Below are 14,646 nucleotides of genomic sequence, written 5' to 3' on the forward strand. Positions count from 1 at the left end.
ATAAATCGAGCTACCGTCATTCGACATCACCATCGAGTTTGGAGCGTAGGGAAGCCGCACCGATGTTCCTAGGGCCGGATTCGTGAAGTCGACCGGAAGAATATAACGGGACTGCGTGCTGCCGATCAAAAGCTGGGTACTGTTGGCACCCGGGGTTGTGATGCCGACTGGATTCGACGTGACCGGTTTTCCGTTTCCGAAGAGGCCAATCTGGTTGTTCGGGGAAGGATTGCAGGTCGGAGGCTGGCAGATCGCGCTAATGCCGGCGGCCCCTGGGAAAGCAGGCGTTATGGAACCAGAACTAGATGCGGGAATGGTGATCGGAGTAGTCGAAACGTAGTTCAGCGTGAGGCCGGTGAGCGTCGTTCCATTCTTGTCGACAGCGACTGCGGAAAGCGGCTGCGGAGTGTTCTGATTGACGACCGCGCTGGTCACTCCACCGCTGGAGCTGGGAACGGTGAGACTGATGGAGACAGGAGGGCAGGTTGAAAAGAAGCCCGCGCTGGATCCTGCCTGGGTCAGGTCGGCGCTGATTACGGTGGAGCCGGGTTGTTGTGCCGTCGCGACACCATTCTCGTCGATGGTGGCAACCGAAGTCGCCTGTGCAGCGAAATTCAGATGGCCGACCTGGCAGGTGATATTCGCCCCGGTAGCGTCGTAGGCACGCCCCACGAGCTGTCGGCTCTGTCCTTGAGAGATGCATGTCGTCCCGTCATAGGCGGGAGCCGTGACGGTGGCCTGCTTCGAGAGCTGACAGCAGTTGGAAGACTGGTCTGCCCCTTCGACGGCGCTATCGGTGGCAGCGCAGGCGGTCGTTGGATTGCCAAGGACCACGCTGGTCACCTTCGGGTGGATGAAGATCGGCAGAGGGTTGCTGGTCGCGCCTCCACCCGTCGCGACTACGTAGACTTCGCCGGCCTTTCCTGTCACATTGCAGGTCGTGTAATCAGGAATTCCGCCGCCGGTATTACGATTCCAATTGCCGGCGCACAGCTTGCCGGCGTTCGTTCCGGAGGGAACAACGTCTGCGATCTGGAGGATGGTATTGTTCTGCTGACCGTTGGCATCGAAGACGCCGTAGGTGTAGGACGAGACGGAGACCGCCGTGCCCTTACAGTCAGTAGCCTGTGGAGTAGCAACCTGGCCAATCTGCCCCTGATTCAGGGAGACTCCATAAATCTTTGGAGTCAGGGTTATGGTGCTCACCTGTCCTATGATGGGGCCGGTATCACCGCCGTTACAAAAGACCACGGAAGACCCCTTCGAGCAACCAGAAATCGAGATGCCGAATGGAATCGTAAAGAGAAACAGAACTGCTAGAGTGACAAACCGACGCATTGAACCTCCCCGTTCAACCCGGAACGCAAGCTGAACGGTTTCACCGCATATGCTGAATTCCCGAGGCTTCAGTGTATAAAGGCGAAGTCTCAGAGAGCAAATAGGCGACCTGGATTTTTGGACGTACCAGAGTGTTCCAGGTCGCAATTGTGGGTTGACTTTCTCTATTAGTGGCTTGGCATCTGGGTTTCGAACCAGTTAAGGGCGCGTTCCAGAACATCCCGGCGATGTTCCGGAGATCGGAAGGCATGCCCTTCATTTGGATACACAACCAGCTGGGTCTTCACACCCTCCGCTCGCAGCGCATGCCAGAACTCAAAACTTTGTGGGGCCGGACATTCGCCATCACGATCTCCAACGACGACCAAGGTGGGTGTTTTGACTTTTTTGATGAAGTCGATTGCGGAGCTCTTGGCGTATATGGCCGGATCGTCGTAAACGCTGGCGCCAAAGAAGGGAATCATCCACTGGTCGATAGAGTTTTCTCCGTAGTAGCTCTTCCAGTCGCTGATGCCGGCACCCGCTACAGCGGCGTGGAAACGCGTCGTTTGCGTAACCGCGAACATGGTCATAAAACCACCATAGCTCCAACCAGTCAGGCCCTCGCGTTCCTTGTCGATGGGCAGGCGGGCTTCGATGCTATCCATCCCGGCCTCAATGTCGCGAAGATCGCCATATCCAAAGTCCTTGACATTGGCTTGGGTGAACTTCTCTCCCTGCCCAAAACTGCCTCTCGGGTTTGGCATGAAGACGAAATAGCCCAGCGCGGAGAACGGAACTCCGCCATAACCAAGGCCCGGCCATCGAGGAGTAACTGCGGAAGACGGGCCGCCGTGAACGCTCACAATCAAGGGGTATCGTTTGGACGGATCGTAGTTCACTGGATAAAGCAGCCAGCCCTGGACATGGAATCCTTCGTTGGTCCATTCCACATTCTCGGTCTTACCCCAGAGGGGCTTGATCGAGTCGTTGAGATGGGTAATTTGCTTAAGGTGCGTAAGCGGGCCTGCCCATACCTCGGGCGGGTGCTCATATGAGCTGCGAATGAGGGCGATGTCTTTGCCGTTGTGGGAGACAGAGAGGCTCATTACCGACATTCCAGAACCGATAGATTCATCGAAGCTCATGTTCATCTTCGGATCATCGGTGCCGGTGTTCACATCGATTGCAGTGATGTGGCTTGAGCCGCCCACGTGCTCGCTCAAGCCGAGTTCACTGAGAGATAACCAGTGCACAAAAGCCACCGATGCGGCACGGTTCGGTGTGATGTCCTTGGGTTCTCCGCCGGTAGCGGGAATGAGATAGACGTCCCCTCCGGTCGATCCTTGGTCGCTCATCAGGCCGCCTATAAAGGCGATCTGCTTCCCATCTGGAGACCAGCGCGGAACCGCGATCTGCAGATTGTGCAGGGAGCCGGCTATTGTGGTTGTGTCCAGGATAGATTCTGGCTCTCCGCCCCCGATCTTCTGCGTGTACAACTTGGCGACCCACCAGTTGTTCTCCCCGGGAGGCGCGGCGGCCACGTACGTGAGTTGCTTTGAATCCGGCGCCCAGCTGAACTCGTAGACGTGAAGACTTGCCGGGGTGATCTGAATAAAAGACTTGTCCGAAAGATTCACCGCCGCCACGCGCTGTACCTCGACACCGTCCTCTCCGACGACGCCAGCCCAGGGCTTCATGGCTGCAAGAGCACCAGCGGTGCGCGTCGCATTTGCCACGAAGAGGAAGGCGACCGATCTTCCATCGGGCGACCACGTCATATCGTCGATGGTTCCCGTCACATGCGTGATCTGCTGAGACTTGCCGGTCTTCTTCGACCAGATAAAGACCTGAGGCTGCGCGCTCTGTTCGGCCGTGCAGGTTGAAACGTAAGCGAGAGATTGACCGTCAGGCGACCAGCGTGGTGCATCACTATTGCAGCTGCTTGATTCTGCAGAAGGTAGAATCGTGATCTCTTTCATGGGCGAAGGATCAGATACGTCGCTCAGGTGAACTTCATAGTCGTCCCCGGCGCGCACCGACCAGGCTACTGTCTTGCCGTCCGGAGCGATATCGGCCTCCGATGGCGTTTGCGTCTGGGAGAGAGTTTTCAACAGGTTTCCGATGCGGGCATCGGATGTGGCAGCTGTTTTTTGTGAACTTTGTGCAAAACAGAGAATAGAGAGCGAAAGTAGCGGGGTAAATCGGCAGATCCGGGCAAACGTCATGGCGCTTAGGCTAGCATTCTTTCCGAAAAAGCCTTTGCAGATCGACGTATCGCAGGGACAGCTGAGTGGGAGGTCTGGCGGAGGACCGAGCTCTCGTTGAGGACAGACTGTAGGAATCAGCTGCAAATCCAAGGGCAACAGAAGTTGTTGACCCCGGGATCAGGACTTGCTATTCTCATAAGGTTCCGAGAGTATCCGGGACGCTCCGTTGCCTGGCCTCGGAGCGAGGGTAGAGAAAAGCCCTGCAATCATCGATTCACGCTTCGCAAGCTGCGGAATCGCAGAATTGCGCTATACTTGGATACTAGAAAGAGAACCGTGGGGCGACCTGAAGATTTCAGGAAGCGGATAGCCTGCGGCCCATCGATAACGAGCCTGCGACACCCTCCACCTTGGATGGGCTATGTGGGCCGGAACAGCGAAACGGAGTTGGGCAGATTCGATCGGAAGTTTTTCGGTTGAAGAAAAGACTCGATCACCGTCGACTGTTTTCGTCTGGTTGTTAAGGATTTACAGACGCGAAGCAGGGTTTCTTCGCCTGGAGGTGCGGTATGCATCTTCGTCTTTGCGCGTAGCGCATTGACAGCGAAATCGCCTGTGCGTGTCCGACAAAGTTAGGTTTGCTACACCAAGGAGTTCGAGTGCCTACGTTCCATCAACTCGTCAAGCAGGGCCGCACGCCCACTCGCTATAAGACTGCCAGCCCCGCGTTGCAGGGTTCGCCCCAGCGCCGTGGCGTCTGCACCCGTGTGTACACCCAGACGCCTAAGAAGCCGAACTCGGCTCTTCGTAAGGTGGCGCGTGTTCGTCTGACCAACGGTATTGAGGTGACCACCTACATTCCTGGTATCGGTCACAACCTGCAGGAGCACTCGATCGTGCTCATTCGCGGTGGCCGTGTGAAGGACCTTCCGGGTGTTCGCTACCACGTTGTTCGCGGCACGCTCGACTCGGTCGGCGTGGCCAACCGTAAGCAGAGCCGCTCGAAGTACGGCGCGAAGCGTCCAAAAGCTGCTGCCAAATAAACGAAGTTTTAGCTGTCAGGCCCAGAACGTGAGAGGTTGACCGCGCTGGGGGAAGAAGAGAGAAGAAGAGATGCCGAGAAAAGGTTATATCGCAAAGCGTGAAGTTGCTCCGGACCCGGTTTATAACTCCACACTGGTCACGAAGTTTGTCAACTCGATGATGTGGGGCGGTAAGAAGTCGACCGCACAGAGCATCTTCTATACCTCGATGACGAATCTTGAGCAGAAGGGCGGAGATGAGGCCCTTAAGCTCTTCAAGAAGGCCGTCGAGAACGTGAAGCCTCTGCTGGAAGTAAAGAGCCGCCGCGTCGGTGGTGCTAACTACCAGGTGCCGATCGAGGTCAACCCCGAGCGTCGCACTTCGCTTGCGATTCGCTGGCTTGTGACCTACGGTCGCGCTCGCGGAGAGAAGGGCATGGTGGAGAAGTTGACCGCCGAGTTGCTGGATGCGGCGAACGGCCGTGGCGCAGCGATGAAGAAGAAGGAAGATGTTCACCGCATGGCTGAGGCGAATAAGGCCTTCGCTCACTATCGCTGGTAGCTTGCTTCCCTTTGGGCGTTGAAGTTTGGCTTTCAGGATTAACGCAGTTTTACCGCGGGTGACACCGCAGATGAGAGATCTATCGTGGCACGCACTACACCTCTGAATCGTTGCCGGAACATCGGAATCATGGCGCACATCGACGCCGGCAAGACGACGACGACCGAGCGCATCCTCTTCTATACGGGCATCACGCACCGTATTGGTGAGGTGCACGAGGGCACTGCGACCATGGACTGGATGGAGCAGGAGCAGGAGCGTGGTATCACGATCACCTCTGCTGCTACCACCTGCACCTGGAAGAATCACCGCATCAACATCATCGACACACCCGGCCACGTGGACTTCACCGCCGAAGTGGAGCGTTCCCTTCGCGTGCTCGACGGTGCTGTTGCCTGCTTCGATGCGGTTGCTGGTGTGCAGCCCCAGTCGGAGACGGTGTGGCGTCAGGCTACCAAGTACAAGGTTCCTCGTATCTGCTTCATCAATAAGATGGACAAGGCTGGTGCCGATGCCGTTTATGCGACCTCGACGATCGTCGATCGCCTGGGCGCGCGTGCTGTGCCGATCAATATTCAGATCGGGGCAGAGGCCAAGTTTGCCGGAGTCGTTGACCTCGTCATCATGAAGGCCATCCTGTGGCACGACGAGACGATGGGTGCCCAGTACTCGGTGGAAGAGATTCCTGCCGATCTGATGGATAAAGCTGTCGAGGCCCGTCACTTCCTGATCGAAGCAGTCTCCGAGCATGATGATGAGCTGATGAACCTGTATCTCGAAGGTCAGGAGCCTACGGTGGAGCAGCTCAAGGCTGGCATCCGGAAGGCGACGATCGCGATGCACATCTTCCCGGTCCTCTGCGGGTCATCGTTCAAGAATAAGGGCGTGCAGACTCTGCTCGACGCTGTCGTCGAGTATCTGCCCAGCCCGCTGGACATTCCTCCGATCGTGGGTTCGAATCCCGACAACATGGAGGAGAAGATCGTTCGCAAGACCGACGATAACGAGCCTTTTGCTGCCCTCGGATTCAAGATCATGACCGACCCATTCGTCGGCCAGCTGATCTTCATTCGGGTCTACTCGGGAGCGCTGAAGACTGGGGACTCGGTTCTGAATCCGCGCACCGGCAAGACCGAGCGGATCGGCCGCCTTCTCAAGATGCACGCCAACAAGCGCGAAGAGATCACCGAGATTCTCGCGGGAGATATCTGCGCTGCTGTAGGTCTGAAGAACCTCGTGACAGGCGACACGATCTGCACCGAGAAGTCTCCGGTCGTGCTCGAGTCGATCGACTTTCCGGCGCCGGTTATCGAGCTCGCCGTTGAGCCCAAGACCAAGGCTGACCAGGAAAAGATGGGTATGGCTCTGGCGAAGCTCGCTCAGGAAGATCCCACTTTCCGTGTCCACACGGATCCGGATTCGGGCCAGACTATCATCGCCGGTATGGGTGAGCTCCACCTTGAGATCATCGTCGACCGCATGATGCGCGAGTACAAGGTTGAAGCCAATGTTGGTAAGCCGCAGGTAGCCTACCGCGAGACCATCCGCGGAAACGCCGATGCCGAAGGTAAATACATTCGTCAGACCGGCGGCTCCGGCAACTATGGTCACGCTAAGATTCGGATCTCTCCCAATGAGCCGGGCAAGGGATACGAGTTCTCGAACGACATCAAGGGTGGCGTGATTCCGAAGGAGTACATCAAGCCGATCGATCAGGGCATTCAGGACGCGATGACTCGCGGTGTGCTTGCCGGCTACGAGATGGTCGATATCAAAGTCTCGCTGTATGACGGAAGCTATCACGATGTTGACTCCAACGAAATGGCGTTCAAGATCGCTGGATCGATGGCCTTCAAGGAGGCCGCTCGCAAGGCAAAGCCCGTCCTCCTCGAGCCGGTCATGGATGTTGAAGTTACGGTTCCTGAGGAGTTCATGGGAACGATCATCGGTGACCTCAACTCCCGCCGCGGACGTATCGAAGGCATGGAGATGGTCGGTGGAACCCAGGCGATCAAGGCTACTGTACCGTTGAGCACGATGTTCGGTTATGCGACGCACATGCGCTCCTCGACGCAGGGTCGCGCGAACTACTCGATGCAGTTCAAGCAGTATGAAGAGGCTCCAAAATCGGTCTCGGAAGAGATCATTGCTAAGGTCCAGGGCAAGGAAGCCAAAGTTTAGTCCGCGGGCTTAGCCCGTGAGTCAGTAACAGAGTTGACAGACCTGAAAAGGGTCAGGAAAGACGGAGAGAGTAATGGCGAAGGAAAAATTTGACCGGTCGAAGCCGCATGTGAACATAGGGACGATTGGTCACATTGATCACGGCAAGACGACGTTGACGGCGGCGATCACGAAGGTGCTGTCGAAGCACAACCCGAAGAACTCGTTTCGATCGTTTGACACGATTGACAACGCTCCTGAGGAGCGCGAGCGCGGTATCACGATTGCGACGTCGCACGTGGAGTACGAGACGGCGAACCGTCACTATGCTCACGTGGACTGCCCTGGCCACGCCGACTACATCAAGAACATGATCACGGGAGCGGCGCAGATGGACGGCGCGATCCTGGTGGTGGCAGCGACCGACGGCCCGATGCCGCAGACCAAGGAGCACGTTCTGCTGGCTCGCCAGGTCGGCGTACCGTACATCGTGGTGTTCCTGAACAAGTGCGATGCGGTAGAAGACGAGGAGCTGGTTGACCTGGTGGAGATGGAAGTTCGCGAGCTTCTGTCGAAGTACGACTTCCCGGGCGATGACGTTCCTGTGGTCCGCGGATCGGCACTGGGCGCCCTGAACGGCGAGAAACAGTGGGAGGACAAGATCGACGAGCTGATGGAGGCGGTGGACAAGAACGTACCGCAGCCGGACCGCATGGTCGACCTTCCGTTCCTGATGCCGATCGAAGACATCTTCTCGATCTCCGGCCGTGGCACCGTGGTGACGGGCCGTATCGAGCGCGGCAAGATCAAGGTTGGCGATGCAGCGCAGATCGTCGGCTTCCGCGACACGCAGGCGACGACGGTCACGGGCGTGGAGATGTTCAAGAAGCAGCTGGACGAGGGTCTTGCAGGCGACAATGCCGGCCTTCTTCTGCGCGGCACGGCGAAGGAAGACGTGGAGCGCGGCATGGTTCTGGCGAAGCCGGGATCGATCACGCCGCACACGGTGTTCAAGGGCGAGGTTTACGTGTTGAGCAAGGAAGAAGGCGGACGTCACACCCCGTTCTTCAACGGCTATCGTCCCCAGTTCTACTTCCGCACGACGGACGTGACGGGATCGGCCAAGCTTCCCGAGGGCACCGAGATGGTGATGCCGGGCGACAACATCCAGCTGGAGATCACGCTGCACACCCCGGTGGCCATGGAGAAGGGCCTGCGCTTCGCGATCCGCGAGGGCGGACGAACCGTAGGCGCCGGTACCATCTCCGAGATCATCAAGTAAATTTAGCGCCGCCTGCTCCGGTGGGCGGCGACTCAACAAGTTCTTTGCGTAAAGAAAAGAGAGATAACGATGGCAGGACAGAGAATCAGGATCCGCTTGAAGGCTTATGACTACCGTGTACTCGATACTTCCACGGGCGAAATTGTTGAGACCGCGAAGCGAACGGGAGCGCAGGTTGCAGGGCCGATTCCGCTGCCTACCATGAAGAACAAGTATTGCGTGCTTCGTTCGCCTCACGTGGACAAGAAGTCTCGCGAAGCTTTCGAGATCCGTACGCACAAGCGGCTGATCGACATTCTCGAGCCCACGCAGCAGACCGTCGACGCTTTGATGAAGCTCGATCTTCCTGCCGGCGTAGACGTCGAGATCAAAACGGTCCAGAAGTAGACAGATCCAGTAGCTCCCTACAGTGCCCTCCAGGCATGATGAGGAAAGGAAAAGAAGATGTCAGTAACAGGAATTCTCGGCAAGAAGATTGGCATGACCCAGATGTTCGATGAGAAGGGTGACGTTCACCCGGTCACCGTTCTGAAGGCTGGCCCCTGCGTTATCACGCAGCTCAAGACGATGGCGAAGGATGGGTACAACGCAGCTCAGATCGGCTACGTTGATTTCATCAAGGCTTCAAAGGTAAATAAGGCTATGACCGGCCACTTCGCCAAATCAAACGTTCCGCCCGTTCGCGTGGTGAAAGAAGTTGCAGTAGAAGCAGCGTCCGCAGGGCAGGACGGCGAGCAGTCGAATGGCGTGAAGGCGGGCGACCGGGTTCTTGTTGATATCTTCTCCGATGAAAAGTTCGTCGACGTTATCGGAACCTCAAAGGGACGTGGTTTTGCCGGAGTCATTCGCCGCCATGGATTCGGTGGTGGCCCCAAGTCGCACGGCCATATGTTCCAGGTGCAGGGTTCGATCGGCGCTTCTTCATTTCCCTCGCGCGTCTTCCCGGGCCAGCGTATGCCTGGCCACATGGGACATGAGCAGGTTACGGTCCGCAACCTCCGCATCCGTGGTATCGATCTTGACGACAATCTTTTGATGGTTGAAGGAGCTGTTCCAGGACCCCGTGACGGTTACGTTCTGATCTCCAAGGCCAAGGCGCCCCCGCGTGAGCGTCGTGGATTCGCCGGAGCCGGAACCCTCGATCCGTTGAAGGCTTCCAAAAAGGCTTCACCGAAGAAGAAGTAAGCACGATTAGGCGAAACATAGCCTTTCGAGCTGTAGCGTAGAAACCTCTGCCCGGGGAACAAACCGATCAATGCAGAGAAACAACGTCAGGGCGAGCCGCATCGATGGCCGCACAGAAAGAGAAGTTTAGCAACATGGCAAATATCAACGTAGTCAATCTCAGTGGGGCAAAGATTGGTGAGTTCGAGCTCGCTGATTCCGTCTTCGCGGACGAGATCAACGATGCTCTCCTGTGGGAGTCGGTCAAGCACTATCGTGCCGCTCTGCGGCAGGGAACAGCGGCGACCAAGAACCGCAAGCTCGTTTCAGGCGCTGGCAAGAAGCTTTGGAAGCAGAAGGGAACCGGCCGCGCTCGCGTCGGATCCATCCGCACTCCACTTTGGCGTGGCGGCGGTACGGTCCATGGACCTCAGCCCCGAAGCTATGAGTATGCCTTCCCCCAGAAGAAGCTGATGGGTGCTCTCCGCTCAGCGATTACGGCGAAGATCAGCGAAGGCAAGTTTACGGTCGTTGATTCCTTCGTGGTCCCCGAAGGGAAGACGAAGCTCTATCGCCAGGCCCTCAACAAGCTCGAGGCCGGCAAGACCACGCTGCTGGTTGAGACCAGCAAGAAGTTGGACGAGAAGCTCTACCTCGGCTCTCGCAATCTGGCCGGTGTTGAGCTGGTGCTTAGCTCTGAGGTTCACCCTTACGATCTCCTCCGCTACGAGCATGCCGTGTTCTCGAGGGACGCTATCGAGGCCCTGCAGGAGACACTAAAGAAGTACGTATCCAAACGTAAGGCCGCTGCGGGCCAGAAGGAGGTCGCATAATGCCGACCCTTTACACCGTCATTCGCCGCCCCCTGATTACAGAAAAGGGCATGGGCGTCAAAGAGACCCAGAACACGCTCGTGTTTGAGGTTGCGGAGAAAGCTACGAAGATCGAGGTCAAGCAGGCCGTCGAAGCTCTCTTCAAGGTCAAGGTCTCTGCCGTTCGCACCGCGATCGTTGAAGGCAAGGAGCGCCGCCGGGGAAGATTCGCCGGCTATCGCCCCGACTGGAAGAAGGCTTATGTTCGTCTGAAGGCAGGCGAAAAGATGCCGGAGTATCTGGACAGTCTCTAAGAATGAGCCAATAGTCGTCCCGGATTGATGGATGAGGACGGCTGGAACAGAAGACGAAGTTTCGAATACTAGCTGAAAAACCGGTTCGCCGGAAGCCAAAAGCTAGGAGCTGAGAAGAAGATGCCGATCAAATCCTTTCGACCCATTACACCCTCGCTGCGTTTCACCACGACGCTGCGGAATGATGACATTACGACGGACAAGCCACACAAGCCACTGCTGGCAGTGAAGCAGCGTACTGGCGGTCGTAATTCAACGGGTGCCATGACCATTCGCCATCACGGCGGCGGTCACAAGAAGAAGCTTCGCCTCATTGATTTCAAGCGCGACAAGTTTGGAATCCCTGCAACCGTTTCGACGATCGAGTACGATCCGAATCGCAGCTCCCGTATTGCTCTTGTTAGTTATGCGGATGGTGAGAAGCGTTACATTCTCCAGCCCATTGGGCTGAAGGTTGGACAGTCGATCATGAGTGGCCCCGAGGCCGATATTCTGGTTGGCAATGCGCTTCCCCTGAAGAACATCCCCGCGGGTACGACGGTTCACAACATTGAACTTCGTCCGGGCAAGGGTGCTCAGATGGCTCGCTCAGCCGGCGCATCGGCGCAGCTGGTTGCCAAGGAAGGCGACTACGCTCTGCTCAAGCTACCTTCTGGCGAGACGCGCAGGGTCCTGGTGGAGTGCATGGCGACGGTTGGCCAGGTAGGAAACACTGACCACGAGAACGTGACGGTCGGTAAGGCCGGCCGCAATCGCTGGAAGGGAATCCGTCCCACCAACCGAGGTGTCTCGATGAACCCGGTTGACCATCCGCATGGAGGTGGTGAGGGTAAGACCTCTGGTGGACGTCACCCCGTAACTCCTTGGGGCCAGCCCACACGCGGATACAAGACACGCAACAATAAGCGGACTGATGTCTTCATCGTCAACCGCAGATCTAAATAAGACGCTTTGCGTCGGAGCGGAACGATGTGTTCATCGTGAACCGCCGCAGCAAGTAAAGAATCTCGGAGCTAACAGATGGCACGTTCTACCAAAAAAGGTCCGTTTATTGATGACCACCTCATGACGAAGATTAACGTCATGAACCAGACGAACGACAAGAAGGTCCTTCGCACCTGGTCGCGCCGTTCGACGATCCACCCCGACTTCGTCGGTCACACGATCGCCGTGCACAACGGCCGCAAATTCATTCCTGTTTATGTGACCGAAAACATGGTTGGGCACAAACTGGGTGAGTTTGCTGCGACGCGCACCTTCAAAGGCCACTCCGCCAAGACTGAAACGGCGACCAAGGCCAAGTAACTCAGGAAGCAGAATTTCGGTTTTTAGCGTTCAAGGAAGAAGTCATGGCTAAGGCAGCAGAAAATACAAGAGAGTTTCGCGCGGAGGCACGGTTCCAGCGCACCAGCCCGCAGAAGGCAAAGCTCGTTCTGGACCTGATCAAGGGTCTGCGAGTGGAGCAGGCGATCAACACGGTCCACTTCAACAGCAAGCGCATCGCTCCGATCGTCGAGAAGGTCCTCCGTTCGGCGATCCAGAATGCCAACTACCTTTCGCAGGAGCAGGGGCTGGATGTCGACGTTGATAACCTCTACGTCAAGTCTGCTGTAGCCAACGAAGGACCGCGTATGAAGCGAATCCGCCCCGCACCTATGGGTCGGGCCTTCCGCTATCAGCGCCGTCTCGCTCACATCATCGTGACTGTCGCTGAGAAGAATAAGCCCGTTGCGGCTGGGACTGACGATTCTCTCCAGGCTACAACAACAAAGAAGTCAACCAGGAAGACTGCCGCGAAGAAAGCTCCAGCAAAAAAAGCCGCAGTCAAGAAGACAGCGACGAAGAAAGCAGCCAAGTAAGAGGGCCTTTCAGGCTTCGTTTGAGTTAAAATAGAGGTTTCGAACTACCGCCCGCCGGCTCAACCGGTTAGGAGCGCAGAGTAAAGGGAAGCTATGGGACAGAAAGTCCATCCGTATGGGTTTCGCCTCGGCGTAAACAAGCCGTGGAAGTCGCGCTGGTTCGTAGAGCGCGGCTATGACAAGCTGCTGGTCGAGGACGTAAAGCTCAAGGCCGAGCTTCGGGAAAAGCTCAAGGCTGCTGGTGTCAGCTCGGTCGAGGTGGAGCGTCCCGGTAACAAGCTGCGCCTGATCATTCGCACTGCGCGTCCGGGAATCATCATCGGCCGCAAGGGTGCCGAGATCGACAAGCTCAAGGCTGATATTCAGAAGCGCACCAACCGCGAGGTCTTTGTCGACATTCTTGAAGTCAACAAGCCTGAGCTCGATGCTCAGCTGGTGGCAGAGAATATCGCGCTCCAGCTCGAAAAGCGTGTCAGCTTCCGTCGCGCCATGCGTAAATCGGTTGACTCGGCGCTGCGTTTCGGCTGCAAGGGTATCAAGGTACGCGTCTCGGGTCGCCTGAACGGCAACGAGATCGCTCGTTCCGAATGGTACCTGCAGGGTCGCCTGCCGCTGCACACGCTCCGCGCAGATATCGACTACGGATTTGCTGAGGCAAAGACCACGTACGGCATTATCGGCGTAAAGACCTGGGTCTACCGTGGAGATATCTACGAGCAGAAGAAGCGCCGCGAACAGGGTACGTCTGCTGGAGTCTTTACCTCGTAAGAGGATCGCTGGCGGTCTGCGCTGCCGGTGACAGAATTTCGATAGAGCCAGGTCTGGACCAGTGCCGGAGCCTGGCAGCTAAATAGCTAGGGGTTTCGTTATGTTGATGCCTAAGAAGGTGAAGTATCGCAAGCAGCAGCGCGGCCGGATGACCGGTAAGGCGTGGCGCGGCTCCGATCTTTCGTTCGGCGACTACGGCTTGAAGGTCATGGAGTGCGGTTACATCACTGACCGCCAGATCGAGGCCAGCCGTATCGCGATGACTCGTTTCATTAAGCGCGGCGGTAAAGTTTGGCTACGTCTCTTCCCCGACAAGCCAATCACCAAGAAGCCGGCAGAAACTCGTATGGGTAAGGGTAAGGGAGCTCCTGATCACTGGGTCTGCGTCGTTCGCCCCGGCAGGATCCTGTTTGAGATGGAAGGCGTCAATCCGGAGATGGCCAAGGAAGCGATGCGTCTGGCCGCTCACAAGCTTCCGCTCAAGACCTCCTTTGTGCAGCGCCACGACGTGGTAAACACGGTTGCGGCCAAGTAAAGACCTGGTTTGAAGGAAGAGACACATGGAACTCGATAAGATTCGCAACCTCAGTAACGAAGAGCTCAAGGGCGAGCAGAATAAAGCTGCCGAGCAGCTTTTTCGTATCCGCTTTCAGAAGAGCCTCGGCAACACCGAGGGCGTCAAGAAGATGCGTACGCTGAAGCTGGATATCGCCCGCATCAAGACCGTCGCCCGCGAGCGTGAGCTGGCTGGCCAAACCGCGACCGGATCCGCTCCCGCAGTCCCGGCCAAGAGCACTCGCAAGAAAGCAAAGAAGGACTAAGCCATGGCAGAGACCCCAAACAAGACTGAAGCCGTCGAGCAGACTTCCAGCCGCCGTAACGAGAAAGTCGGCCTGGTCGTTTCGACCAAGATGCAGAAGACCATCGTCGTCGAGATCGAGATGCGCAAGGCGCACCCCAAGTACAAACGTGTCATGAAGTCGAACAAGAAGTTCTACGCACATGATGAGCAGAACTCTGCTCGGGTGGGCGACGTCGTTCGCATTCGTGAGGCTCGGCCTCTCTCCAAACTCAAGCGCTGGTCTCTTGAAGAGATCGTTCGCCGCAGCTCACTCGCGCAGCTGGCAGACGACAAGAGCTCCGCGACCGAGGCTTAAGGGATAGGGTCCCGGACCC

General features: G+C 57.0%; 17 protein-coding genes. 15 read left to right on the plus strand and 2 right to left on the minus strand.

Annotated elements, in window-relative coordinates; genetic code table 11:
- Positions 1–1,206: hypothetical protein (locus tag JAO29_RS19915; protein ID WP_334270025.1), on the minus strand; the 1,206-nt coding region annotated here is incomplete at its 3' end.
- Positions 1,207–1,505: 299 nt separating this feature from the next.
- On the minus strand, positions 1,506–3,431 hold the full coding sequence (locus tag JAO29_RS19920; RefSeq protein ID WP_334270026.1) for a S9 family peptidase: 1,926 nt from the start codon (positions 3,429–3,431) through the stop codon (positions 1,506–1,508).
- 755 nt (positions 3,432–4,186) lie between these two features.
- On the opposite strand from JAO29_RS19920, the gene rpsL reads away from it, so the two are divergent.
- The 15 genes from rpsL (at position 4,187) to rpsQ (ending at position 14,627) form a co-directional block, all read left to right on the plus strand.
- A complete protein-coding gene (rpsL, locus tag JAO29_RS19925) occupies positions 4,187–4,570 on the plus strand; it encodes a 30S ribosomal protein S12 (RefSeq protein WP_014263802.1) in 384 nt (127 codons plus the stop codon).
- A 70-nt stretch (positions 4,571–4,640) separates the two neighbouring features.
- Positions 4,641–5,111 (plus strand): 30S ribosomal protein S7, encoded by a 471-nt coding sequence (gene rpsG, locus JAO29_RS19930; protein WP_334270027.1) that lies wholly within the window; start codon positions 4,641–4,643, stop codon positions 5,109–5,111.
- Positions 5,112–5,195: 84 nt separating this feature from the next.
- The gene (gene fusA / locus JAO29_RS19935; RefSeq protein WP_334270028.1) at positions 5,196–7,292 is read left to right on the plus strand and encodes an elongation factor G; all 2,097 of its coding nucleotides are present in this window, start codon (positions 5,196–5,198) and stop codon (positions 7,290–7,292) included.
- A gap of 73 nt (positions 7,293–7,365) precedes the next feature.
- Positions 7,366–8,553: an elongation factor Tu gene (gene tuf, locus JAO29_RS19940; RefSeq protein ID WP_334268486.1), complete on the plus strand. Its 1,188-nt coding sequence runs from the start codon at positions 7,366–7,368 to the stop codon at positions 8,551–8,553.
- 69 nt (positions 8,554–8,622) lie between these two features.
- Complete coding sequence (rpsJ, locus tag JAO29_RS19945) at positions 8,623–8,940, plus strand: 30S ribosomal protein S10 (protein WP_013581294.1); 318 nt, start codon at positions 8,623–8,625, stop codon at positions 8,938–8,940.
- A 57-nt stretch (positions 8,941–8,997) separates the two neighbouring features.
- Positions 8,998–9,738 (plus strand): 50S ribosomal protein L3, encoded by a 741-nt coding sequence (gene rplC / locus JAO29_RS19950; RefSeq protein WP_334270029.1) that lies wholly within the window; start codon positions 8,998–9,000, stop codon positions 9,736–9,738.
- Between the two features lie 134 nt (positions 9,739–9,872).
- Positions 9,873–10,550 carry a 50S ribosomal protein L4 gene (rplD, locus tag JAO29_RS19955; RefSeq protein ID WP_334270030.1) on the plus strand — a complete coding sequence of 226 codons (678 nt, stop codon included), beginning with the start codon at positions 9,873–9,875 and terminating at the stop codon, positions 10,548–10,550.
- Entirely contained in the window at positions 10,550–10,843 is a 294-nt protein-coding gene (locus JAO29_RS19960; RefSeq protein WP_334270031.1) for a 50S ribosomal protein L23, read from the plus strand. The genes rplD and JAO29_RS19960 overlap by 1 nt, the downstream gene beginning before the upstream one ends.
- A gap of 120 nt (positions 10,844–10,963) precedes the next feature.
- A complete protein-coding gene (gene rplB, locus JAO29_RS19965) occupies positions 10,964–11,788 on the plus strand; it encodes a 50S ribosomal protein L2 (RefSeq protein WP_334270032.1) in 825 nt (274 codons plus the stop codon).
- Positions 11,789–11,863: 75 nt separating this feature from the next.
- Positions 11,864–12,148 carry a 30S ribosomal protein S19 gene (rpsS, locus tag JAO29_RS19970; protein ID WP_035352320.1) on the plus strand — a complete coding sequence of 95 codons (285 nt, stop codon included), beginning with the start codon at positions 11,864–11,866 and terminating at the stop codon, positions 12,146–12,148.
- Positions 12,149–12,192: 44 nt separating this feature from the next.
- Complete coding sequence (gene rplV, locus JAO29_RS19975) at positions 12,193–12,702, plus strand: 50S ribosomal protein L22 (protein WP_334270033.1); 510 nt, start codon at positions 12,193–12,195, stop codon at positions 12,700–12,702.
- Between the two features lie 93 nt (positions 12,703–12,795).
- A complete protein-coding gene (rpsC, locus tag JAO29_RS19980; RefSeq protein ID WP_334270034.1) occupies positions 12,796–13,470 on the plus strand; it encodes a 30S ribosomal protein S3 in 675 nt (224 codons plus the stop codon).
- Positions 13,471–13,570: 100 nt separating this feature from the next.
- Complete coding sequence (rplP, locus tag JAO29_RS19985) at positions 13,571–14,005, plus strand: 50S ribosomal protein L16 (protein ID WP_334270035.1); 435 nt, start codon at positions 13,571–13,573, stop codon at positions 14,003–14,005.
- A gap of 25 nt (positions 14,006–14,030) precedes the next feature.
- On the plus strand, positions 14,031–14,291 hold the full coding sequence (gene rpmC / locus JAO29_RS19990) for a 50S ribosomal protein L29 (protein WP_334270036.1): 261 nt from the start codon (positions 14,031–14,033) through the stop codon (positions 14,289–14,291).
- Positions 14,292–14,294: 3 nt separating this feature from the next.
- Positions 14,295–14,627, plus strand: a complete 333-nt coding sequence (rpsQ, locus tag JAO29_RS19995; protein WP_334270037.1) for a 30S ribosomal protein S17 — start codon at positions 14,295–14,297, stop codon at positions 14,625–14,627.
- Positions 14,628–14,646: the final 19 nt, after the last annotated feature.

The organism is Edaphobacter sp. HDX4 (genome assembly GCF_036877565.1).
Taxonomy (GTDB): domain Bacteria; phylum Acidobacteriota; class Terriglobia; order Terriglobales; family Acidobacteriaceae; genus Edaphobacter.

Bases quoted from the DNA above. Each gene is read 5' to 3' on its own strand.
- rpsG (WP_334270027.1), top strand. From the start codon at position 4,641: ATGCCGAGAAAAGGTTATATCGCAAAGCGTGAAGTTGCTCCGGACCCG.
- tuf (WP_334268486.1), top strand. From the start codon at position 7,366: ATGGCGAAGGAAAAATTTGACCGGTCGAAGCCGCATGTGAACATAGGG.
- rpsJ (WP_013581294.1), top strand. From the start codon at position 8,623: ATGGCAGGACAGAGAATCAGGATCCGCTTGAAGGCTTATGACTACCGT.
- rplC (WP_334270029.1), top strand. From the start codon at position 8,998: ATGTCAGTAACAGGAATTCTCGGCAAGAAGATTGGCATGACCCAGATG.
- rplD (WP_334270030.1), top strand. From the start codon at position 9,873: ATGGCAAATATCAACGTAGTCAATCTCAGTGGGGCAAAGATTGGTGAG.
- JAO29_RS19960 (WP_334270031.1), top strand. From the start codon at position 10,550: ATGCCGACCCTTTACACCGTCATTCGCCGCCCCCTGATTACAGAAAAG.
- rplB (WP_334270032.1), top strand. From the start codon at position 10,964: ATGCCGATCAAATCCTTTCGACCCATTACACCCTCGCTGCGTTTCACC.
- rpsS (WP_035352320.1), top strand. From the start codon at position 11,864: ATGGCACGTTCTACCAAAAAAGGTCCGTTTATTGATGACCACCTCATG.
- rplV (WP_334270033.1), top strand. From the start codon at position 12,193: ATGGCTAAGGCAGCAGAAAATACAAGAGAGTTTCGCGCGGAGGCACGG.
- rpsC (WP_334270034.1), top strand. From the start codon at position 12,796: ATGGGACAGAAAGTCCATCCGTATGGGTTTCGCCTCGGCGTAAACAAG.
- rplP (WP_334270035.1), top strand. From the start codon at position 13,571: ATGTTGATGCCTAAGAAGGTGAAGTATCGCAAGCAGCAGCGCGGCCGG.
- rpmC (WP_334270036.1), top strand. From the start codon at position 14,031: ATGGAACTCGATAAGATTCGCAACCTCAGTAACGAAGAGCTCAAGGGC.
- rpsQ (WP_334270037.1), top strand. From the start codon at position 14,295: ATGGCAGAGACCCCAAACAAGACTGAAGCCGTCGAGCAGACTTCCAGC.